The sequence below is a fragment of the Winogradskyella sp. A2 genome, from assembly GCF_046762865.1.
Classification (GTDB): domain Bacteria; phylum Bacteroidota; class Bacteroidia; order Flavobacteriales; family Flavobacteriaceae; genus Winogradskyella.
Genome location: NZ_JBKQXM010000001.1, coordinates 16,008 through 39,952, shown reverse-complemented (window position 1 = coordinate 39,952; position 23,945 = coordinate 16,008). Strand labels below are relative to the sequence as shown.

The following is a 23,945-nucleotide window of genomic DNA, read 5'->3' as shown; positions in this document are numbered from 1 at the left end:
AAGAATAATTTAGAACAAAGAAACAATTTTAATAGTTAGTAACGAAAAAATTAATCTGCAATTGCCATTGTAACAAGACTTAACTTAATATTATCAATATTTAACAAAACTGAAGCACAAGATTCTACTGTTGCACCAGTAGTAATTATATCATCAACCAGCAAAATATGCTTGCCTCTAAGGGAAGTTCTATCTGATATATCAAATAAACTATTATCTGTATCTACACGTTTTAGTCTATCTTTAAACACTTGTGTTTTAGTAGCCTTTGTTTTAACCAATACAGCATCGTTATATTCAGCTTGCAAAGCTTTTGCTATTTCAATCCCGAATTTTGATACTTGGTTGAACCCTCTTTTTCTTAATTTGGTTTTATAAAGAGGAACAGGTACAACAACGTCAATGTTTTGATAAGCTTCAATAGATTTTAGCTCCTCGCCCAGCCACTTACCAAAGAATTCGCTGATATGTTCGTGTCCTCTATATTTTAGATTGTGCAATAATTGCTGTACAATTCCTTTTTTTGCAAAATGTAATAATGAGGTTGCATTTTCAAGTTTAACTCTGCCATAAAGGGTCTTTTTTACAGCATCTGAGTTTTCAAAATGAAAATTAGTTACTGGTAATTGATGTCTACAAGAAATGCAGATTACAAATTCCTTATCCTTTAAAACATTATTACATGCTTCACAGACTTGAGGGAAGAACAAGTTTAACAAATTTATTACCACTTAATCGAATAAAATAAATTGGTCATTTAATTAGCTCTAATTTTAACCCAAATTAGCAATTAATTATGATAGTTAACCCTCAATTATTTAACTACAGATTAATTATAGGTTCTTTATTGGTCGTTTTAACCGCTTTAGGCATTTATAGCTTTACAAATTATAAATCCATTAAATCCTACGAAGAATTCCTAAAGCAGGAAAAGTTTTTGATAGAACAAGAGCTATCAGAGATGTTAGAAAGTTATGACGAACTAAGCCAAGACTATGATCTTATGGCTTCTCAGCTCCAAGAGGCAAAATTAGAAACTAAGAATGCCTTAGATTCTTTAAGATTATTAAAAAGTGATTTATCTATTATCACAAAGTTTAAGGAGCAACTTATAATTCTAAAATCTAAAAGCAAAGTACTTCTAAGTACTATTGATTCTTTGAACATTGCCAACGAGCAACTCCAAAAAGAAAATCGAGATGCACTCAATACCATTGAGAAAAAGAGTTTCACGATTAATGACCTGGCAACAAAAAATAATCTTTTAAATAAAGCCATTGATAATGCGGCAATACTTAAGGCAGGTGATGTAAAAGCAAAGTCATATAAGCTTAGTGGCTCAAGAAAAAAATACACAACAAGAGCAAGACGGGCAAATGCCATAGACGTTTGTGTTTTATTGGCTGAAAATCCATTGACTGAAAAAGGACGCAAAGATATATATATACAGATTGTTAGCCCAGATGGTAATATAGTTGCTGATAAAGGCGAGGTTGTATTTGGTGAATTTTCATTAATCTATAGCAAAAAAGAGGTTATAAGTTATGATAATGAAAATCTTGAAATTTGTGTAGCAATAATTGCCGATGAAGATGATAAGCCATTTCAAAAAGGGGACTATTTTATTAACGTATTCCACAAAAATATTAAGCTTGGAAGCACTACTGTAACATTTAAGTAATTACAATCACATAATTTTTTTAAAACCGGTCTATTAATTAGAGCGGTTTTTTATTTTTGTGCCATGGCAAACGACGATAAATTTAAAAAGGTAATCTCTCATGCAAAGGAGTACGGTTACGTATTTCAGAGTAGCGAGATATATGATGGCCTAAGTGCTGTATATGATTATGCACAGAATGGTGCCGAATTAAAGAATAATATTCGCAATTATTGGTGGAAAGCAATGGTGCAAATGCACGAAAATATTGTTGGTATTGATGCTGCAATATTTATGCATCCAACCACATGGAAAGCCTCTGGACACGTAGATGCATTTAACGATCCTTTAATAGATAATAAAGATTCTAAAAAACGGTACAGGGCTGACGTTTTAGTGGAAGATTACTGTGCAAAACTAGAAGCAAAAATAAATAAGGAAGTTGCCAAGGCCACGAAAAGATTTGGTGATGCTTTTAATAAAGAAGAATTTATTTCTACTAATGGTCGTGTTTTAGGTTATCAAGAAAAAATTGATACGACACTCAAACGCCTCGGTAAATCTTTAGAAAATGAAGATTTAGCTGATGTAAAAGCGCTAATTGAAGAGCTTGAAATAGCTGATCCTTTATCAGGTAGTCGTAATTGGACAGATGTAAAGCAATTTAATCTAATGTTTGGCACCAAATTAGGTGCTTCTGCTGATTCTGCCATGGATTTATACTTAAGACCAGAAACTGCTCAAGGTATTTTTGTTAACTTTTTAAATGTGCAAAAAACTGGTAGAATGAAAATTCCATTCGGTATTGCACAAACAGGTAAAGCCTTCAGAAATGAGATTGTTGCAAGACAGTTCATTTTTAGAATGCGTGAGTTTGAACAAATGGAAATGCAGTTTTTCATTAAACCAGGCACTCAAAAAGAATGGTTTGAGTATTGGAAAGAACATAGATTAAATTGGCATAAATCCTTAGGTATGGGAGCTGACAACTATCGTTTTCACGACCATGAGAAGTTAGCTCATTATGCTGATGCGGCAACAGATATTGAATTTAATTTCCCATTCGGATTTAAGGAACTAGAAGGCATACATTCTCGTACGGATTTTGACTTAAGTCAGCACGAAGAGTACTCTGGCAAAAAACTGCAATATTTTGATCACGAAGACAATGCAAGTTACACACCTTATGTATTAGAAACATCTATCGGTTTAGATCGTATGTTCCTTGCCGTATTTTCTAATTCACTACAAGAAGAAGAATTAGAGAATGGTACAACACGTACAGTCTTAAAATTGCCAGCAGTATTAGCGCCAACAAAGGCCGCTATTCTTCCATTAGTAAAAAAGGATGGGTTACCAGACATCGCCAAGCAAATTGTTGAAGACCTTAAATGGGATTTTAATGTTGTTTATGATGAAAAGGATGCTGTAGGTAGGCGTTACAGAAGACAAGATGCAGTTGGTACACCATACTGTATTACTATAGATCATGATACATTAGAAGATAATACAGTAACTATACGTCATAGGGATACTATGGATCAAAAACGTGTAAAGATAGAGGAGCTCAGAAACATCATTAAAAAAGAAGTTGATGTTAGAGAGTGGTTAATGCGAATGAAATAAAATAATTGGAACATAAATAAAAAACCCAAGCCTTCTACTTGGGTTTTTTTATGCTATAATTTCTAAAAGCGATAGCCAATATAAAAATCGCCTTTAATAATTGCATCTGAATCTGCATTACCTAGTAAATTCCTTCCCGCACCAATCTTAAATTCAAAAACAAAACCCGAAGTATTTATCCATTTTTTTCCTAGTGAGAGTCCAATTGATATATCAAAAACATCGTCATTGCTTTCTTGACCATTTATCTCATCTTCTAAATTAAAATCACTCGAAAAAAATGAAGTAAATCCTTCAACGAAAAAACCTTTAGCTCCATAATCTTCATTAGTCTGAAAATACATTCTATAGTAAGGTGTCAAAGAGTAATTTTCGAACCAGTCATTACTCGAATCCAAGTTAACCAATGCATATGCACCGAATCCTTGATTACTACTGACTATATACTCATAAGAACCTTCAAAAATAGGGCCTGCCAATAGTTTTATCGCTCCAAGTCTAACTTCGTGCTTCCGCTCAAAAATGGTTGGTTTTTCATCGTTTGTAGTTTCTTGTGAAGAAATAGTGAAACTGAGATTTAATAATAGTAATACAAAAAATAATTTTTTCATTAGTGATTGATTTAATGTGTTTGTTCAACAACAATTATACCAATAGATGAGAAAAAAGTCAAAAGGTTGCGTAAGAAATTACCTTATTTAAAAATATGCCTTTAATTGAATAGTACCTGTGTGAATCGTTTTAGAAGTTTCGGTCTTTCTTCCAAAATATGAAAGATTCAAATCTAAAAACTTAGTCAGTTTCTTTTGAGCGAGCAAATTCCACGTGAAGTTTTTTCCTGGTTGAAGACCTTCTAACATTTGGTATGCAACTGGTGTGTTTGGATTCCCTTCAAATTGGTTTTGAAAGAAATTAAATTCGCCATTTAAAGCAATTTTCTGGGCATTATTATAGGTAAAGGATAATCCATAGTTATTCTGTGCTAAAGACTCTAAATTTCCAATCATATTAGATTTGGATGTATATTGATAGAACACATCAAACTGTGCATTTTCATTAAATAAATAGGAGAGTTTAGGTTGAAATCTTTCTTCGTCTATTTTAAAGTTCCTATTGGCAAAATTTTCGCTTAAACTTTCTTCTGTACCAAAACTACCCAATGCATTTATAAGCCAATTAGTAGCAAACTTATGATTAAAATTAAATTGATGGTTTGTCAATTTATTTTCTTGAAAACCGATAGATAATAGATTGCGACTTGTATTAGTGAGAATAGTATAAGAAGTTGTATAGCGTTGCTTACCCCTATTATAAAACAAAACATTTCTAATACTATTATTTAATGCTAATTCATTTTCTTCATCCTCTTCAAAAGGGTTAAGATTAAAGTTGTTACCATCGCGCCTTACTTTTCTATCAATTAAAAAAGACGTCTGATTATAGAAATGTGAAAAAAACTTATCCCACTTATCCTTAGACGTACTTAACTGTTGAAAATTAAATGTTATTGTTTGGCTCAATCTATTTTGATGCGTTCTCACAAAAACCTGATTTGGCAATAATACCCTTATATAATTTCCTTGATCTTGAAATTGAGCAAGTTCAAATTCATTTAATTCTTGTATTCCATTTTCATTGTAATCTATCCAAGTGTAAGCACCTTGACCTGCCTCTACTTCGACATAAGTGAAGTCTTGCTGTGGTAAACTTCCAGAATTGGTTTCAAAATTTGTATTCCAAATAAGGATATTATTAAACAGTTTCTGATTGAAGTTTAAACGACTATTTAAACTTTGCTCATTTTGAGAATCTTCTACTTCTGCCTTCAGATTTCTGTAATTGACAAACAATTGCAAATTAGTGGCTTTATTTTGTATTAATCTCGACTTCAAATAATAAGTGTTAGATATATTTACACGTTCTACAAAATTGTTTCGCACACTATCATTAACTCTATTGATATAACCTAATTCTACAAATACTTTGGTACTATCACCAACACCGACAAAAGCTTCATAAGAATTAAATTTTTGACTCAGAGGTGTTAAGGAATCTGTTGTAATTACACGTTGTTCATTATCCTCTAGTGCTATTTTAACTCCAGCCCATTTATCGTTTTTACCATATACAACACGATTGAAAGACCTTAAGAAGGTAGAATTATTTACAGTGCTTTCACTATTTAGATAACTAGTATTAGAGAATACTGAAAAATCACCAAATCTTAAATTGGCCAATGCATTATGTCTGCTTCCATTAAAGTTAGCAGAGTAATCCAAATACTCAAAATTATATGATACAACTCCCTTTTTGGCATGGGATAACATTAGGCCAGATGTAAAGAGTAATTGATTACCAAAATTAAAATTACCTTGGTCATCTCTATCATCTTCCAAGTTCCAATCTCTATTAAATTCTGCTCTATATAATCGCTGTATGGTTCTAAAATCCTTCTGAATAAAATCTGCATCAATCAAAGCAGATAAATTCCATAAACTATCAGATTTTATGATTTGTTGATTTACTTTGATCTTGCCAGCAAAACCATCATTGTCATTGTCATCTAAACTTGAAAATAAATTGAGATCATTTTTACTTCCTGCAAGTTCAAAAAACACATCAGTTTTTTCTGTAGGTTTATAACGACCATTTATAACTGCAATCTGCAATCGTTCTGGAGCTACTAATTGTACAATAGGCTCGTAATTACCTTGAGATACTCCTCCAATTGGTGCTATATACTCATAGATATTGCTCACGGCATTATCATCACTCAATATATAATTCCCCTGATTTGGGCCTACCAAAGTAAAGCTTACACTAAACAACTCATCATTTGGGTCATTAGAGAAAACAAAAACCTCTTCAGTACCGATAATTTCTTTACGGTATAAAATCCTATTTTCGGAGAAGGATTCGGCAGTTGCTGAAGGCGCAGTCATTAAACTTCTATCATCACCTGCATCTGCTAATATTTGAGTTTGCTCAGAAGATAAATTTTGTTGCAATGGCTGATTCTTAGCATCACTCTCAGAATATACAGAGGCATTTAATTTAAACTTTTCCGTCTTATAGCTCCCGCCACCAAAAACCGTAAATCTGCTATAGTTTCGTTCACTAAATTGATAATCTACAGTAATCCTCATTTCTGAAGTAATTGGGAATGTAGAATTAAAAATTATTTCGCCTGCATTATAATCTATAATATAATCCCTATTCTCACCACGCTCCAAGGGTACTCCGTTTACATAAACGGTTTCGCTTCCAGAAACTATTAAAACAAACAATTCGTTATTTGGTCCTCTCAATTTATAAGGTCCTTGATTTCCTTCTTGTGCAGTAAATTGAGTAGTAGTAAATTGACCTCTAACTAGAGCGCCTGAAGCAAATACATTGGTCTTATCACTTAGGTCGGCACTTACCAAAAGTCCTTGCACTCTTTTTGTGAAATTGGCAAAATAACTCTGAGTATTTACAAGGTCAATATCACCAGCTCTAATATTCCAATTATCACTAAACAATTCAATAAAGACTTGGTCAAATTCGTCTAACCTCTGGGAGTACCCACTTTCTTGTAACGGAATATTCGCATCTTGTATAGAAGCTCTTAACGATACCTTATCACTAAGTTTACCTGAAATTTGAAGATCTAGTTCACTGTTTAATACCGAATTTTGATTATTCCCTATGGTAACTCCTCTAGATATACTTCCCGAAGTTGTTAACCCATCAAATGGAGTGAATCCATTTTTTCTAGTCGTGTTTTCTAATTGATATAACTTCTGTAGGCTAGAACTTCTATTTACAATGATATCGTCATCTAACTGTTTGTATACCTTCGTTAAAAAATCAGGATAACTTAAATAGTCAACCTCAATAGTATCGGTTTTAACCCTTCTTCTGAACGTTAAAATTGATTTCATAAAATCAATACTATAAAAACTAGAATCTAAGATTTTCCCCGTTTTATATTTTACAATAAATCGTGAAGGATTTATACTTACAGTATCTATTCTAATAGAATCATTAAATGCTATACGTTTTGTCCTATAATTACTTTTTTCTTCTTGGGAAAAACCCAATAAAGAATACAATAATAAGATTAAGACAAACGCTTGTTTCATGTAGACTAATAACTGATTATAACTTAAAATATTTTATTGTTAAAATAGGTGCAAAATTATAGTGTAAAAGTAGGGTATTATTTAATTTAGCTTAAACCTTAGAATTCAATTATGAAAATCGCATCCTATAATGTAAATGGAATTAGAGCAGCAATAAATAAAGGATTTATTCAGTGGCTTGAAGCTACCAATCCTGATGTTATCTGTCTTCAAGAAATTAAAGCCTTAGAAGAGCAATTGGATTTAAATTTGTTTAGTCAGATTGGTTACGATTATAACTATTGGTTTAGCGCTCAAAAAAAAGGCTATAGTGGCGTAGCGTTGCTTTGTAAAAAAGAGCCAAATCATATTGAGTTTGGTACTGGTATAGAATCAATGGATTTTGAAGGCCGAAACATCAGAGTAGATTACGACAATGTTTCTGTAATGAGTATGTATCTTCCTTCAGGCACCAACAATGCTAGATTAGAACATAAATTTGAATACATGGATTTAATTCATGAATATCTAAATATTCTTCAAAAAAAAATTACAAATCTTGTAGTTTGTGGTGATTATAATATTTGTCATGAGCCTATAGACATTCACAATCCAAAAATGAAAGGCGTTTCAGGGTTTTTACCTGAAGAACGCGAGTGGCTTGGCAATTTTATTGATAGTGGTTTTATAGATAGTTTCAGGTATTTACATCCAGAAAAACAAGAATTTTCATGGTGGAGTTACAGAGCAAATTCAAGAGCTAATAACAAAGGTTGGCGCTTAGATTATGCCATGGTAAGCAAACCATTACAAGAAAAGATAAAACGAAGCGTTATACTTACCGAAGCAGTACATAGTGACCACTGCCCAATTCTTTTAGAATTGGATATTTAATAAAATAATAACTATTAAAAAATGATAAAAAAAATTTCCTTGTTAGTAATCACTTTAGGACTTTTCAGTTCTTGTGTATCAAAAAAAATATATACCGACTTAGAAGATAAATATGCAACGCTCAAAAAAGAAAATAGGAGTTTAAATGATGAGGTTGAAAAACTTTCAGGTGAAAAGACGTCTTTAAAAAATGATCTTGATATGCTAACTACAGAATATGATAAAGCTATAGATGAATTAAATCAATTAAAATCAGAAATAGCCGCAACTAAATCTAATCTTGATAATCTCAAAGCATCTTATGAGGCGTTAGAAAAAAATAGCTCAGCAGAAATAGCAAAAAATTCTAAAAAAAATAGAGAATTATTAGCACAACTTGAGGCTAAAGAACAGGCATTAGCAACTGAAAATGCAAGACTAGAAAAACTAAAAAAAGAATTAGAGAACAGATCCAAAAGAGTTGCGGAATTAGAGAATGTTATAGCTACAAAAGACGCTAGCATGAAAGCTTTAAAAGATGCCATATCAAAAGCGCTCACCAATTTTGAAGGTAAAGGATTAACTGTTGAGCAACGTGATGGCAAAGTATATGTATCAATGGAGAATAAGTTACTATTTCAATCTGGGAGCTGGTCTGTAGGTTCAGAAGGAAGCAAGGCTGTACAGCAATTGGCAAGTGTACTTGCAGAAAACCCAGACATAGCCATACTAATTGAGGGACATACAGATAATGTTCCTTACAAGGGCAATGCACAGTTAAGCGGTAATTGGGATCTATCTACAAAACGTGCTACTGCTATTGTAAATATTCTTAGAGAAAATGAGTCTATTAATCCAGAAAATTTAACTGCAGCTGGTCGTGGAGAATATGCACCAATAGCGTCCAATGGCAGCTCAGAAGGAAAAGCTAAAAACAGAAGAATTGAGGTTATATTGACACCTAAATTAGATGAGATTTCTAAACTATTGAATGACATTTAAATAAAAACTTAACATAGATTTAGACCTTTCAAGTTTTATGAACCTGAAGGGTCTTCTTATTTTTACAAGAAATTACTTAAAAAGCAAGATGAAATACACTAAACTACCCAATACAGATATTAAAGTAAGTAAGATTTGTCTCGGTACCATGACTTGGGGAAATCAAAACACTCAAGAAGAAGGATTTGCTCAAATGGATATGGCACTTGATAAAGGCGTTAATTTCTTTGATGTTGCCGAGTTGTATCCTGTACCAGCAGTTGCTGAAACTTATGCCGAAACGGAACGTATTATAGGAAATTGGTTTACAGAAACTGGTAACAGGGATAAAGTAGTCTTAGCTACCAAAATAGCTGGCCCTGGAGATTATACAGCTCACATTAGAACAACTGGTTTTAGCAAAGATGCACTGAATGAAGCAGTAGATAACAGCTTAAAACGTCTAAAAACAGATTACATAGATTTATACCAATTACACTGGCCAGAGCGTCAAACCAACACTTTCGGAGTTAGAGACTATACTCATAATCCTAATGACCCTTGGCAAGATAATTTTAATGAGATTCTTCACAATCTAGATGAAATAATAAAATCAGGTAAAATAAGACAAGTTGGTATTTCTAATGAGGGTGCTTGGGGAACCATGCGATATTTAGAAGAATCTAAAGCTCATAATTTACCTAGAATGGTAACCATTCAAAATGCCTACTCTTTATTATGCAGACCGTTTGAAGGTGATCTTGCAGAAATTGCAATTAGGGAAAATATTGGTTTATTAGCGTACTCGCCAATGGCATTTGGTGTACTTTCTGGTAAATACATAAAGGGTACCGCCAGAAAAAATGCGCGTTTAAAGGCGTTCCCAAGGTTTGCACGTTACAGTAGTGCGCAGTCCACGGAAGCAACAAAACGTTATTTAAAAATTGCCGAAGAGTATGATATGACCTTGGCACAAATGTCATTGGCATTTGTAAATGAAAGACCATTCTTAACAAGTAATATTATTGGTGCAACAAATCTTGAGCAATTAGAAGAAAATATTAATAGTATTAATATTTCTCTTTCTGATGATGTGATGAACGCTATCAATGCAGTACATGCTGAAGTACCTAACCCAGCACCATAATTAAAAATAAAGACAATAAAAAAGCCCTTCCATATATGGAAGGGCTTTTTCTAATAGATATTATTTGATTTTGTTACCATTTTTGTCAAAAAAATGATATTCAAGATAAGTGTAAGCATCTCTAGGTAAGACTTTTACCCATTTTTTGTGTTCAAAAAACCACTTTGAACGTACTGATGGAAACCCTTTGGTTAGAAAGGCTGCTATAAAAGGATGTGCATTTAGTGTTACCTTTTTATAGTCTCTTTTAAAAATCCGTTCTAGGTCTTGGTTAATACGTTCCACCACTTTAATTGGTGCTTCGATTTCATCTCCACCTACAAGGTTAGGATTTTCTTCTTTTGTTTTAATATTGCGTTCTGGCCTAACGCGTTGTCTGGTAATTTGCACTAAACCAAACTTACTCGGCGGCAATATTTTATGCTTTGCTTTGTCATCTTTCATCTCATCTCTAAGATGATTGTAAAGTTTTTTTCTGTTCTCTGCTCTACCCATATCAATAAAGTCGATAACGATAATACCACCCATATCACGCAAACGTAATTGGCGGGCAGTTTCTGAGGCAGAGATTAAATTTACTTCTAGAGCAGTGTCTTCTTGGTTTTTTTCTTTATTAGAACGATTACCGCTATTTACATCAATAACATGCATAGCTTCTGTATGTTCTATTACCAAGTAAGCGCCTTTTGCCATTGAAACAGTACGACCAAATGATGTTTTTATTTGGCGTTCTATACCAAATTTTTCAAATATTGGCACTCCATTTTTATAATACTTTACAATAGACTCCTTTTTCGGTGCAATTTGTTGCACGTAATCTTTTACTTGAATGTACAATTCTTCGTCATCTACAACAATACCAGAAAATGAATCATTAAATATGTCTCTCAAAATTGAGGATGCTTTATTCATTTCACCTAGTACTTTAGTAGGATGATGAGCTTTGTACAATTTTTTACACATTGCGGTCCATCTACCCAGCAAATTCTGTAAATCATTATCTAGCTCGGCAACTTTTTTGCCTTCTGCTACAGTACGAATAATAACACCAAATCCTTTAGGTGTGATACTTTTTACTAGTCTTTTTAGTCTGTCTTTTTCCTCTTGAGTTTCAATTTTTTGAGAAATTGAAATGCGATTAGAAAAAGGAACTAGGACAATGTATCTACCAGCAATAGATAATTCTGAACTAATGCGTGGCCCTTTAGTGGAAATAGGTTCTTTTACTACTTGTACTAAAATTGATTGATTAGATTTAATAGCATCAGCAATTTTGCCGTGCTTATTTAAATCTTTCTCTAATGGAAAGTCTTTGAGTCTATAATCTCTTAATTTCCCTGTGCTTACACGTTTAATGAATTTTAAAAGTGAAGGTAACTGAGGTCCTAAATCATGATAGTGTAAAAAACCATCTTTTTCGTAACCAACGTTAACAAACGCGGCATTTAGACCTGGTACAACCTTGCGAATTTTGGCAATAAAAATATCACCTACTGCAAAGTTATTGTCTTCTTCATCTTTATGTAATTCAATAAGTTTTCCATCTTTTAATAAGGCAAAATCAACAATATCAGAACTCGATCTTACGATTAATTCTTTGTTCATAATGTTAATTTAAATCTAGCTCTTAATTGAGTTAGATGGATTTTACTAAATTATTTGACACAGGATTTAATATCCAACAAACTTAAGTGCACTCTATTAAATGCTTCTTAAATTCTATATCAAAGAACGTTTTTTTAAAACTGAAAAAAGTAGTTTAAAAACTACTTTTTTCAGTTTATTTCTTTTTGTGACGATTAGCGCGTCTACGTTTTTTACGCTTATGCGTCGCTACCTTGTGTCTTTTTCTCTTTTTACCACTTGGCATAGTTATTAATGCTTTTAGTTAATATATTTTTTGTTTCTTTTTAGTTAACCTCAACATTAGATTTTACACCTTCTAAAAATACTTTAGCCGGCTTAAAAGCAGGTATGTTGTGAGCCGGTATCTTAATCGTAGTATTCTTTGAAATGTTACGACCAGTTTTTTCAGCTCTAGTTTTAATAATAAAACTTCCGAAACCTCTTAAATACACGTTATCTCCACCTTCTAATGAGGATTTTACTTCTTCCATAAAGGTTTCTACTGTAGCTTGTACATCTCCTTTTTCTATTCCTAGCTTATCAGATATCTTAGCTACTAAATCAGCTTTTGTCATTGTTATTAGTTTTAGGGTTATTATAAATTCTAAGGGATGCAAATATAGGTAATTTAATTTCAATATTTCAAGCGTAATTAATTAAAATTTAACACTATAAAGATTTAATTTTGCGAAACTGGATTTTAAATTAATGAATTTTAAAAAGCAATTAACTAGCTGGTATTCAAGTCATAAAAGAGATTTGCCGTGGAGAGCTACAAAAAATCCCTATAATATTTGGTTATCGGAAATAATTCTTCAACAAACTCAGGTTAAACAAGGTCTGCCTTATTATCTTTCTTTTGTTAAGGAATTTCCAACTGTTTTTGACCTTGCAAATGCGTCAGAAGAACAAGTTCTTAAACTTTGGCAAGGACTTGGTTATTATTCTAGAGCAAGAAATTTGCATACTACAGCAAAACATATTGCATTTAATTTAAATGGTGTATTTCCAGATAACTATAAAGACTTAAAAACACTCAAAGGTGTTGGTGATTATACAGCGAGTGCCATTGCGTCCATTTCTTATAACGAAGCGACAGCAGTTGTAGATGGAAACGTTTATCGCGTTCTTTCTAGATTCTTTGGTTTAGATACGCCAATAAATAGCACAAAAGGAATTAAGGAATTTAAAGAATTAGCTTCAACCTTAATAGACAAGAAACAACCGGGAAATTATAACCAGGCTATAATGGAATTTGGAGCACGACAGTGCAGACCTAAAAGTCCAGATTGTACTTCTTGTCCAATAGTGAATAGTTGCTACGCAAATCAAAATAAATTGGTAGATCAACTTCCCGTAAAATTGAAGAAAACCAAAGTTACCACTAAGTATTTCAACTTCTTGGTATGTATAGATAAAAAAAAGAATATCCTGTTAGAAAAAAGAACGGGTAAGGGAATTTGGCAGAACCTCTATCAGTTCCCATTAATAGAGTCTAACAGAAGTTTAAGTGCAGACGAGTTTAACCAGTTAAATTTAAAAAACACAGTTATAGAGAATTCTAATTTTGATCATTCACTCTATAATGCAACTGATAAGATTCATAAATTATCACATCAACATTTATATACCAAATTTTGGATAATTGAGATAGATCAATTACCTCGAGAAAGTATTTCTATTGAGAAGTTAAAGGCTTATCCTGCACCTGTCTTAATAAGTAACTTTATTGACGAATTCAATTTTGAAGCAGTTTAAGAATCACAAAAATTTATTACCTTTAATAGAGTATATAAAACACTAACTTTGCAATAAAATATAATTAATATGTCAGGAACGTTAAATAAAGTAATGCTTATAGGGCATTTAGGAGATGAAGTGAAAATGCATTATTTTGATGATAAAAATTGTGTCGGTCGTTTTCCATTGGCAACTAATGAGACCTATACAAACAAAACCACTAATGAGCGAGTTTCAAATACTGAGTGGCACAATATTGTAGTTAGAAATAAAGCTGCAGAAATATGTGAAAAATACCTCACTAAAGGGGACAAAGTCTATATTGAAGGACGAATTAAAACACGTAAATGGACTGATGATAAAGGTATGGAACGCTACTCTACAGAAATACAGTGTACAGATTTTACATTTTTAACCAATAAAAATGAACAACAAACACAACAGCCAAGCGTACCAGTATCTAGTGCACAACCTCAACAGACGGAACAGAAGAGTGTTGTACCTGATGAGGATGATGATTTACCATTCTAAACAATAAAATAAGACTAATTTGGATCCAGAGCCCTCGGTTTTAATTTCAACTTTTCTAGCAATAAATACATCATTCATAACAAGTATTGTATTACTAATAATTTTACTTGCTTGCTCCGCAATGATCTCTGGTGCTGAAGTGGCAATATTTTCCTTAACAAAGTCTAATATAGACGAAGGTATTGATGATAAATCTGTAAAAATGCAGATTATCTCTGTGCTATTAGAGCGCCCAAAAAAACTCCTAGCTACAATTCTTGTGGCTAATAACTTTATTAATATCGCAATTGTATTATTATTTGCGTACATAGGTGAAACATTGTTTAGTAATGTCACTAACAGTATAATGAGATTTTTATTAGAGGTTGTCTGTGCCACTTTCCTAATCTTACTTTTTGGAGAAATAATTCCAAAAATTTATGCAAGCAGAAATAGTATACAATTCTCTTCATTTATGGCGAGACCTTTAAAAGTATTAGATGTTTTATTTTCTCCTATAAGTCTTCCCATGAGATATGTAACAATGAAAATTCAGAATACATTTGGAAAGCAAAAATCCAACTTAAGTGTTGATCAATTATCGCAAGCACTAGAGCTCACAAATGATGAAGACACAACACAAGAAGAGCATAAATTGCTTCAAGGTATCGTCTCTTTTGGCAATACTGACACCAAACAAGTAATGCGTCCTAGAATGGACTTGTTTGCATTGGATTTAAACACACCTTTTGAAACAATAATAAAAGAAATAATCAAAAATGGTTATTCAAGAATCCCTGTATATGAGGAATCTATTGATACTATTAAAGGAGTACTTTATGTTAAAGACCTCTTGCCACATCTTAATAAAAATAAATTCGATTGGACTAAAATATTACGCGAACCATTTTTTGTGCCTGAAAACAAAAAGCTAGATGATTTAATGGTAGAGTTTCAAACTAAAAAAGTGCATTTGGCCGTGGTTGTAGATGAATATGGTGGTACCTCTGGTTTAGTATCTCTAGAAGATATCATTGAAGAGATTGTAGGAGATATTAGTGATGAATATGATGACGAGGACTTAGTATATACTAAGCTCGATGATAACAACTATAGTTTTGAAGGAAAGACGCCTTTAAAAGATGTTTATAAAATTGTTGGTATTGAAGAAGATATTGAAGATTTTGAATCCAAAAAAGGAGACGCAGAGACTTTAGCTGGATTTGTTTTAGAGATTTCTGGTGGGTTTCCTAGAATTGGAAGTAAAATAAATTTTAAAACCTACGTTTTTACTGTAGAGGCTTTAGAGCGTAAACGTATAAAACAAATAAAACTAACCTTAATTAAACCATTAGAATGAAAAAGATAATTATACCATTAATGACTCTTTTATTCATTGGTTGTGGTGACGAACCGCTACCTAAACCCAAAGGTTATTTAAGATTACAGTATCCAGAGGCTAAGTATACAAAGGTTAATATTCCTTTACCTTTTACTTTTGATAAGAATAAAACTACTTCACCTGTAAAAAATATAAAGTCTTCAGGTGCAGTTAAGGGAATTGATATTCAATATCCTTCAATGAAAGCTACTATCTATCTCACTTATCAAAAAATAAGAAATAACAACTTAGACAGTTTGTTGAGGGATGCTCAAAACTTAACTCAAAAACACACTATCAAAGCCGATGAAATAGCTAGTAATTTATTTGAAAATAAAAAGTCAAACACATATGGTATGTTATATGAAATTGGTGGCGATGCAGCTTCGCAATCTCAATTTTACCTTACAGACAGCATAAACCATTTTATTAGTGGTTCATTATATTTCTATGCTAAACCAAACTACGATTCCATCTATCCTGCTTCAGAATACTTAAAAAAGGATATTGAACGTCTTATGGAATCGCTTAAATGGAAAGAATAAATCTTTAAAGTTTACTCATAAAAAAAGCAACCTTTTAACAAGGTTGCCTTTTTGTTTATTTAAGGTATTAATTTTAAAAGTTGTAACGGATACTCGCGTTGAAGGTTCTTCCAATACCTAAGTAAGTACCAAAATTATCCGTTTGGTTTATATAAGCTTCGTTAAATAAGTTATAAACGTTAGCTCTAAATACCATAGGATTATCACCTAATGAGAATCTATAAGTAATACCAGCATCTGCTAAAGTATATGCAGGTAATCTCACTGATTCATACTTTTGATTATTTAATGCAGCGTCGACAACATCCTCCACATCAACAAACTCATATAAATCAGTATATAAGTTATAGTCCATATCAAAAGAAAGACCCTCACAAATATCTGCTCTAAATCCAACACCAAAAGATGTTTGTGGTGCATTACCAACTTTTACATCTGTTAATTCAACATTACCATCAGTAACTAAGAAATCACCAGTGTCATCGTTTTGTAATGTATAAGGTGTGCTTCCTTCATATTTCCAATTACCGAATGAACCATAACCCCTTAAACTCCATCCAGCAGCAATTGGTCTATATTCAAAATCAAATTCCACACCTTGGTGAATTTGAGTTACATCAGTAAATCTATAAATACCAAACTCGTCTAATGGAAGATTAGTACCAAAAGATAAGAACCTATTACCCCATTCTGTTCTGTAAACATCAAGGTTAATTCTTAAAGTTTGATTTTTAAATCTATAACCTGCTTCTAAACCTAATATTTCTTCATTATCTATTAAGTCGTCTTTAGCATTATTTTTGTTAGTATCTACTAATTCATTTGAATAACGGATATTTGCAAAAACATTATCTAAGAAAGGTTGACGAGAAAACGTACCTGCATTAGCAAATACTGAGTGATTCTCATTAATATTATAAGAAGCACCACCTTTAATTTGGTAACCTGTTTTATTTACTTTTGTAGATTTCCCTAAACCATCAATCGTTGTCTCTGCTGATGTCCCTTCATATATTGTAGAAGTTGAACCTCCGAAGAAACCTTCTCTTTGATAAGATTGAGTTGAGATAGCAGCTTGTATGAAAGCAGAGAAATTGTCTTGAGAGAATTCTGCTTGTCCAAACGCACCAAGGTAATTAATTACTTCTTCATAGTTTCTGTCATATCTCTGATCGTCATCAGCAAAGTCAAATAATGATGACCATGGATTTGCTTCAAATGTTTCTGAAATCACATAATCATCTGGACGCTCAGGAATTCTAAAATTGTCCACATATCCATTAAGACCAAATTTCTCATTTAATTGTCTAAAGTGTATACCATTATACGTTCTTCCATCAAACCCAACATTAAATGTCCAGTTTTCACTTGTTTCAATATTTAAATTTGATAATATCCCATACCAGTTATGGTTGTTTACAGAAGATCTTCTTAGGTAAGAGTCCCCAAAACTACCATTACCATTGGCATCTGAAGTTGCGATATTGTTTTCCTCTATAGCATCGAAGTTAATTTCTCTTTCGTTAAGACCAAAAACACCTACGTCTTCGTTTCTTATACGACCACGACCAAGATTTCCTGTTCCACCTCCACGTCCCCAAGACGCATATAATACAGTAGATAAATCTAAACCTTCTTTGATTTTCCAGTCCCAGTTTAAGTTGGCTACTGGCTTGTGGTAGTAATTACGTCTTTCAGTAAAACGTTCACCTTCGTAAAAACCAGAATTATCGTTAGCTTTTTCACCATATGCCTCATAAAATTCTAAATCTTCTGAGAAATTTTGGTCGTGCCATTGTGGTGCACCAGTTAATAAGAAGTTGAATGTATTATTTTCATTTGGCTTGTAACCAACTGATATCATATAGTTTTGTCCTTGACCAGCAGTACCAATTGAGTACTTTCTGTGTGCTTGCCAGTGATCAACTAATACAGAAAATGCCCAGCCTTTATCATTTATACCAGAATTATAGTTAATAGTTCCTTTCATATAACTGTCGTTACCTGTTAAGAATCGTACAAAACCACCTTTTCTTTTTTCAGTCGATTTAGAGACAATGTTAACTGTACCACCAACAGATGAGATAGCAAGCTTAGAAGATCCTAAACCTCTTTGAACCTGTACTGCGTTAGCAACATCTGACATACCAGACCAGTTAGACCAGTACATTCTGCCATCTTCCATACCATTAATTGGTTGACCATTTAATAAGTAAGCTGTATTTGTTTGGTCAAAACCTCTTAAGAATATCTGGCTATCACCAAAACCACCTGCCTGGTTAGAAACGTATACAGAAGGTGTGTTTTTCATTGACTCACCAAATTCTACGTTACCTGAAGCCTTAAGTTGAATGTCTCTACCTGTAATTGTCGATACTGCCACAGGTGTTTTTCTACCCTCAGCTAAATCGATAATCCCTGTACCTACAACAACAACCTCATCTAAGGTATTGTCTAAATTCAATACAATTGAACCAAAATCTGTATCTCCATTAAAAGAAAGAGTCTTAGATTCGAATCCAACATATGAAATTACAATTTCACCAGAATCTGATTGAGCAGTAATTGTGAAATTACCCTCAAAGTCTGTTGTTGCACCATTAGTAGTTCCATTTACAATTACGTTTGCTCCTGGAAGTGGTGCATTCATCTCTCCGTCAATTACTTTACCAGTAAGTGTACTCTGAGCAAATGCTACTGTAGTAAATAAGGTTAATACAGTTGCAAATAAAAAATAGTTAAATTTTTTCATATAAAATTTAAGTTAATTGGTTTCTTTTAGTGGTGCAAAATTACATATATCTATTGTTAAAACATTAACTGAATGTTAAAATTTTTAACATTGGCTTTAATTTAGAGAAATAACAATATTATGCGCGCACAATTAAAATATCTGAAATATTTTAACAGGTTTTAGCTATTCTTTCTATAGAAATCTACCAATCCCTGTGTAGAAGCATCGTGAGGATTAGATTTTGACTTATCATTTAGCTCATTTAGAATGGTCTTAGCTAGCTGTTTCCCTAATTCTACACCGAATTGGTCATAACTATAAATATTCCAAATAACACCTTGAACAAATATTTTATGCTCATACATGGCTATTAATTTACCTAGGCTCGCAGGTGTAAGTTTATCAATAAGAATTGATGTTGTAGGCTTATTCCCTTCAAATATTTTAAAGGGAAGTAATGCCTTTATTTTATTATCAGAAAGACCTTGCCCTTGTAACTCCTGTAAAACTTCTTTTTTGGTCTTTCCATTCATTAATGCTTCGGTCTGCGCAAAATAATTAGACATCAATTTATCATGATGATCACTATTACCATGCAATGATTTTACGAAGCCAATAAAGTCAGCAGGAATTAATTTTGTCCCTTGATGGATTAATTGAAAAAATGCATGCTGAGAATTTGTGCCAGGCTCACCCCAAATTATTGTACCTGTTTGATACGAAACAGAGTTACCATCTCTATCCACACTTTTTCCATTACTCTCCATGATACCTTGTTGAAGGTAGGTTGCAAATTGATTTAAATACTGTGTATATGGAATTATTACTTCGCTTTCTGCATTAAAGAAGTTATTATACCATATAGTAAGTAGTGCTGCAATTACGGGTATATTCTCATTAAAACTTGCTGTTTTAAAATGCTCATCCATTTTGTAAGCGCCATTAAGAAGACTTTCATAATGATCATAACCCAGTGCTAAACTTATTGATAACCCAACTGCACTCCAAAGCGAAAAACGTCCACCAACCCAATCCTTCATAGGAAAGATGTTGTTTTCGTCTATACCAAAAGCTTTGACACTATTTATATTTGTTGATACCGCAACAAAATGTTTAGATATAGCATCTTGTGGTAACGACTCTAAAAACCAAGATCTAATAGAGTTTGCATTAGATAATGTCTCTTGTGTAGTAAATGTTTTTGAAACAATTACAAATAACGTAGTTTCAGGGTTAAGATTTTTAATTATTTCCTTGTGGTGATCTCCATCAACATTACTGACAAAGTGTGTATTTAGATAATTTTTGTAAAACTGTAATGAATCAACAACCATTGCAGGTCCTAAATCGGAGCCACCAATACCAATATTAACAACATCGGTTATGGCCTTTCCAGTAAATCCTTTATGCTCTCCAGAAGAAACATTATCTGTAAAGTTTTTTATCTTTTGTTTTACCTCAAAAACACCTGGTACAACATTTTCGCTATCAACAAATACTTCAGAATCTTTCGCAGTTCTTAAGGCAGTATGCAAAACAGCTCTACCCTCTGTAACATTTATTACGTCTCCTTCAAAATATCTTGAAATTGCATCTTTTAAGTCAACTTCATTTGCCAACTCTACTAGAAGATTCAAAGTTTCTTGCGTAACTCTATTTTTTGAAAAATCTACATAAAAATCCTCCCATTGAATGGTTAAATCTTTAGCTCTATTAATATCAGAATTAAATAAATCTCTAAGATGACTATGTTCTATATTTTTAAAATGAGATTGTAACTTATTCCACGAATTTGTGGTAGTCGGATTGGTCGATTTTAATGCCATGATTTATAAAATTGGATCTTCAGTAATTGTAGTTTCAACTTTCTTAGGCTCTGCCTCTAAGAAGAATATATTATCCAATTGCCGTTTAATAGGTTTTATATGTTCTAAATATCTTATTTTAAGGCTGTCTGATATCGGTTTTGCTTCAGGTAATTTTTGTCTAAATGGATCTACCTGCCTACCATTTTTCCAGAAGCGATAACAAACATGAGGACCACCAGAATTTCCTGTCATACCAACGTATCCAATGATGTCACCCTGTTTAACAAATTCTCCTTTCTTAACTGCCTGACGACTCATATGCAAGTACTGTGTAGTATAAGTATCATTATGACGAATTTTCACATACTTACCATTACCACCTCGACTAGTGGATTCTACAACTGTACCATTTGCTGTAGCCATAATTGGTGTTCCAACAGGTGCTGCAAAATCAGTACCTTTATGAGGTCTCACTTTATAACCATAATAAGCAATACGACGCTTAAGATTATACCTAGAAGATAGTCTTCCGAATTTTACTGGCATTTTTAAAAATGCACGTCTTAAATTTTTTGCTTTATCATTAAAATAATCCTTAATCCCTTTTACAGAATCTGTTACAAATTCAAAAGCATATAGAGAGTCTCCATTATGCTCAAAATAGGCAGCTTTTACGTCGTGCACACCAGCATAAATAGAATCCGAAATATACTTATCTGTATAAATAACCTTAAAACGATCACCTTTTTGCAATCTCCTAAAATCTATGGTCCAAGCGTAGATGTCATCTGCCATTTTAAAGGCTAAAACTTGACTTAATCCTTTTTCTTCAAGTGTTTCTGAAATATTATTTTCAATAATTCCAGTTGCAGTTTTTTCGATATACTTTATCGGTTTTTTACTTGTATAAGCTTCAATAGAATCTTTAAAATTAATTACAACGTAGTCTTCTATACTTGGTTGATAGATAAAGGTAGTTGGTATTTCTAAACTGTCTTTTGTGCATAATAAAGTATAAGGTTTACCAGGAATGAGTCGTCTTGCTATATCAAAAGTGTCCTTCGCTTTTTCTGCAATTTCAAATATTTTAGGATAACCAATCTTGTTTTTCTCTAAAATTTGTCCGAAGCTATCACCCTTTCTTATTGTATCGCGCTTAACCACATAGTCATTGAGATTAAATCCAAATTCTAGGATTTTCTTTTCTTCAACTACTTCCGCTATATCAATTTGATTGTCTTTTACCGGATCTTCATTTTTACAATTAAATAAAACTAAAGTTACTACGGCTAATGCTACTAATCGTTTTAACTGCATTAATGCACTTATTTTATGTTATTTCCCCAATTTTTTAATTCTTCCTCGGTCCATAAATCCGGAAAGAAAATCCGTCTTTGGTATTTTGGATGCATATATTTTTTCCAATCACTACCACCTGTTGCCTCTCCATCTCCCAATCCGCTTTCTATATAATGTACCGCAGCGTTATAATGCGCCATTACCCATGTTACATTTACGGTATAATCATAGTGTCTCATAGCTTTAACCAAATCTTCATCATTTTGGTCTGCTTCTGGTAATTCCTTAAAACGTGTCCAAAGATTTTTGGTATTATAATTTTCCATAAATCTTAAGAACTCATCTTTATAACGCTTTTCAAAATTAATTAAAAGTGTGGATTTTTTACCAGTTTTATGATCTTTTCCTGCTGCTTGCCAATAAAGATGCTCAAAGGCATATGTATAGGGCGTGTCCCTATTTATTGAAGACCTAAAACGATAGTCTATAAGATTGATTAATTCTGTAGAAGCAAATTCAATAAATCTATATTGAGCACTTTGGAATCCGCTCGCAGGTGTGAGCGTATATCTAAACTTCATATACTGCTCAACTTCCATACCTTCTCTCATTATATTGAATGAAGTCGATAGCATATCAAAATAACGACTAATACGCATTAATTTATTTTCAAAATAAGTAACATCCAAATTTTCCTTTTCTGCAACTTGAGACATTTCCCAAAGAATCATCTTAAAAATAAGTTCATTAATCTGGTGATAGGCAATAAACACCATCTCATCAGGTAAAGTAGTGCGCTGAATTTGAAGGTTTAATAATGCATCTGTTTGTATGTAGTCCCAATACGTAATCGGCTTGCTGTAAAGCAAGCCGTATAAATGGTCATCTGTATCTTGGTCTATTTTTTCGTACTTCTCTTGAAGCTGTTTTATGATATCGTCATAATTGGGTTGGTCTTCCATAATTTAATCATCAAGTTCAATCTGAAAAGAGTGCTTTAGGCCTCTAAACGCTTCTAAATCTGCTCTTAAGGAACCTATCGCAAGGTCTGCTTTAATTTTTAAAGGAATTTTATTTTTATCAGCACTTACCCAAAGGGTTAAACTCTCTTCTTCTTTAAAAACACGACCAGCCATTACATAAGGCCTAAATTTTAATGTTTTTACTTTCACCCTAGAACCATTAACCTCAGTTTTAATAGTCTCTCTGCCTAAATACTTTAGTTTGAAACCATAATTTTCCTCATCGAAAAACATAGTGGTTTGAATTTCATCACCTTCTTTCAACGCATCGATGTCGATATTATTTCTTAAGTAATAATACATAGAAACCATATCTTGTACATCGCGCTCAGTGGTTATTGTAGTAACCTTCTTGCGTTTTTTGTTATTGACAATTGCTTTTTGTTCTTGATGATTGAAATTAATCTCAATATCCTTCGTATGGCCACCTTCATCAATTTTTCTAATGAACTTATATGGGGCGCCTGTTTTTTTATCAAAATAACTTTCATAACGGTCTCTAACCTTAAAAAACGCATTGATTAATCCTGTGGTTTTTCCTTTTCCCACTACATGAAAAACAGGCTTTCCGTTTAATTTCTTCTCATCTATTTTTAAGGTTGCTTCACCAGCTTTAAACCAGCCACTATAACTCATTTTGAATTTAAACCATTCTCCCTTTTGGAATGCAGTGCCCTTCTGAACTCCAGGAGAACCCAGTCCCGCAAAAAATAGCAGTATTACAAAAATGTATTTCATAATTCTTTTAGTGTAAATGTAAATAATGTGTCACATTTAATGTGTTACAATTATCTTAATAAATAGTCACTGTTTATCAGCTTATATTTAGGCTATTTACAATTACTGTTCCAAAAGTATAAAATCATAAAAACACATCCCAATAACTAAGA

The 23,945-nt window shown here is 32.6% G+C and carries 19 protein-coding genes; 9 read left to right on the top strand and 10 right to left on the bottom strand.

What is annotated here, in order from left to right:
* Positions 1-50 precede the first annotated feature (50 nt).
* The gene (locus ACFWV9_RS00165) at positions 51-719 is read right to left on the bottom strand and encodes a ComF family protein (RefSeq protein ID WP_411893204.1); all 669 of its coding nucleotides are present in this window, start codon (positions 717-719) and stop codon (positions 51-53) included.
* Between the two features lie 77 nt (positions 720-796).
* Here ACFWV9_RS00165 and ACFWV9_RS00160 point away from each other — a divergent pair, with 77 nt between their 5' ends.
* The gene (locus tag ACFWV9_RS00160; protein ID WP_411893203.1) at positions 797-1,681 is read left to right on the top strand and encodes a hypothetical protein; all 885 of its coding nucleotides are present in this window, start codon (positions 797-799) and stop codon (positions 1,679-1,681) included.
* Between the two features lie 63 nt (positions 1,682-1,744).
* Positions 1,745-3,286, top strand: a complete 1,542-nt coding sequence (locus ACFWV9_RS00155) for a glycine--tRNA ligase (protein ID WP_411893202.1) — start codon at positions 1,745-1,747, stop codon at positions 3,284-3,286.
* Between the two features lie 62 nt (positions 3,287-3,348).
* On the opposite strand, the gene ACFWV9_RS00150 is transcribed toward ACFWV9_RS00155, so the two are convergent.
* Entirely contained in the window at positions 3,349-3,897 is a 549-nt protein-coding gene (locus ACFWV9_RS00150) for a hypothetical protein (RefSeq protein WP_411893201.1), read from the bottom strand.
* A gap of 87 nt (positions 3,898-3,984) precedes the next feature.
* Positions 3,985-7,410: a hypothetical protein gene (locus ACFWV9_RS00145; RefSeq protein WP_411893200.1), complete on the bottom strand. Its 3,426-nt coding sequence runs from the start codon at positions 7,408-7,410 to the stop codon at positions 3,985-3,987.
* A gap of 111 nt (positions 7,411-7,521) precedes the next feature.
* On the opposite strand from ACFWV9_RS00145, the gene ACFWV9_RS00140 reads away from it, so the two are divergent.
* The 3 genes from ACFWV9_RS00140 to ACFWV9_RS00130 all read left to right on the top strand — a co-directional run bounded on the left by ACFWV9_RS00140 (position 7,522) and on the right by ACFWV9_RS00130 (position 10,390).
* Positions 7,522-8,283, top strand: a complete 762-nt coding sequence (locus tag ACFWV9_RS00140) for an exodeoxyribonuclease III (RefSeq protein ID WP_411893199.1) — start codon at positions 7,522-7,524, stop codon at positions 8,281-8,283.
* A gap of 21 nt (positions 8,284-8,304) precedes the next feature.
* Entirely contained in the window at positions 8,305-9,264 is a 960-nt protein-coding gene (locus tag ACFWV9_RS00135; protein WP_411893198.1) for an OmpA family protein, read from the top strand.
* 88 nt (positions 9,265-9,352) lie between these two features.
* Positions 9,353-10,390, top strand: a complete 1,038-nt coding sequence (locus ACFWV9_RS00130; RefSeq protein ID WP_411893197.1) for an aldo/keto reductase — start codon at positions 9,353-9,355, stop codon at positions 10,388-10,390.
* Positions 10,391-10,450: 60 nt separating this feature from the next.
* Here ACFWV9_RS00130 and ACFWV9_RS00125 read toward each other — a convergent pair whose 3' ends face one another.
* A complete protein-coding gene (locus tag ACFWV9_RS00125) occupies positions 10,451-11,995 on the bottom strand; it encodes an Rne/Rng family ribonuclease (protein WP_411893196.1) in 1,545 nt (514 codons plus the stop codon).
* Positions 11,996-12,300: 305 nt separating this feature from the next.
* On the bottom strand, positions 12,301-12,591 hold the full coding sequence (locus tag ACFWV9_RS00120; RefSeq protein ID WP_224477121.1) for an HU family DNA-binding protein: 291 nt from the start codon (positions 12,589-12,591) through the stop codon (positions 12,301-12,303).
* A 133-nt stretch (positions 12,592-12,724) separates the two neighbouring features.
* Between ACFWV9_RS00120 and mutY the strand changes: the two genes are divergently transcribed.
* The 4 genes from mutY (at position 12,725) to gldD (ending at position 16,192) form a co-directional block, all read left to right on the top strand.
* Complete coding sequence (gene mutY, locus ACFWV9_RS00115) at positions 12,725-13,774, top strand: A/G-specific adenine glycosylase (protein ID WP_411893195.1); 1,050 nt, start codon at positions 12,725-12,727, stop codon at positions 13,772-13,774.
* A 69-nt stretch (positions 13,775-13,843) separates the two neighbouring features.
* On the top strand, positions 13,844-14,287 hold the full coding sequence (locus ACFWV9_RS00110) for a single-stranded DNA-binding protein (RefSeq protein WP_411893194.1): 444 nt from the start codon (positions 13,844-13,846) through the stop codon (positions 14,285-14,287).
* A gap of 19 nt (positions 14,288-14,306) precedes the next feature.
* Positions 14,307-15,626, top strand: a complete 1,320-nt coding sequence (locus ACFWV9_RS00105) for a gliding motility-associated protein GldE (protein WP_411893193.1) — start codon at positions 14,307-14,309, stop codon at positions 15,624-15,626.
* Positions 15,623-16,192: a gliding motility lipoprotein GldD gene (gene gldD, locus ACFWV9_RS00100; RefSeq protein WP_411893192.1), complete on the top strand. Its 570-nt coding sequence runs from the start codon at positions 15,623-15,625 to the stop codon at positions 16,190-16,192. The genes ACFWV9_RS00105 and gldD overlap by 4 nt, the downstream gene beginning before the upstream one ends.
* A gap of 73 nt (positions 16,193-16,265) precedes the next feature.
* On the opposite strand, the gene ACFWV9_RS00095 is transcribed toward gldD, so the two are convergent.
* From ACFWV9_RS00095 to ACFWV9_RS00075, 5 genes are all read right to left on the bottom strand, one after another.
* The gene (locus tag ACFWV9_RS00095) at positions 16,266-18,944 is read right to left on the bottom strand and encodes a TonB-dependent receptor (protein WP_411893191.1); all 2,679 of its coding nucleotides are present in this window, start codon (positions 18,942-18,944) and stop codon (positions 16,266-16,268) included.
* Between the two features lie 161 nt (positions 18,945-19,105).
* Complete coding sequence (gene pgi, locus ACFWV9_RS00090) at positions 19,106-20,752, bottom strand: glucose-6-phosphate isomerase (RefSeq protein ID WP_411893190.1); 1,647 nt, start codon at positions 20,750-20,752, stop codon at positions 19,106-19,108.
* A 3-nt stretch (positions 20,753-20,755) separates the two neighbouring features.
* On the bottom strand, positions 20,756-22,051 hold the full coding sequence (locus tag ACFWV9_RS00085; RefSeq protein ID WP_411893189.1) for a peptidoglycan DD-metalloendopeptidase family protein: 1,296 nt from the start codon (positions 22,049-22,051) through the stop codon (positions 20,756-20,758).
* Positions 22,052-22,059: 8 nt separating this feature from the next.
* Positions 22,060-22,995 (bottom strand): tryptophan 2,3-dioxygenase family protein, encoded by a 936-nt coding sequence (locus ACFWV9_RS00080; RefSeq protein ID WP_411893188.1) that lies wholly within the window; start codon positions 22,993-22,995, stop codon positions 22,060-22,062.
* A gap of 3 nt (positions 22,996-22,998) precedes the next feature.
* Positions 22,999-23,793 (bottom strand): DUF3108 domain-containing protein, encoded by a 795-nt coding sequence (locus ACFWV9_RS00075; protein ID WP_411893187.1) that lies wholly within the window; start codon positions 23,791-23,793, stop codon positions 22,999-23,001.
* Positions 23,794-23,945 lie beyond the last annotated feature (152 nt).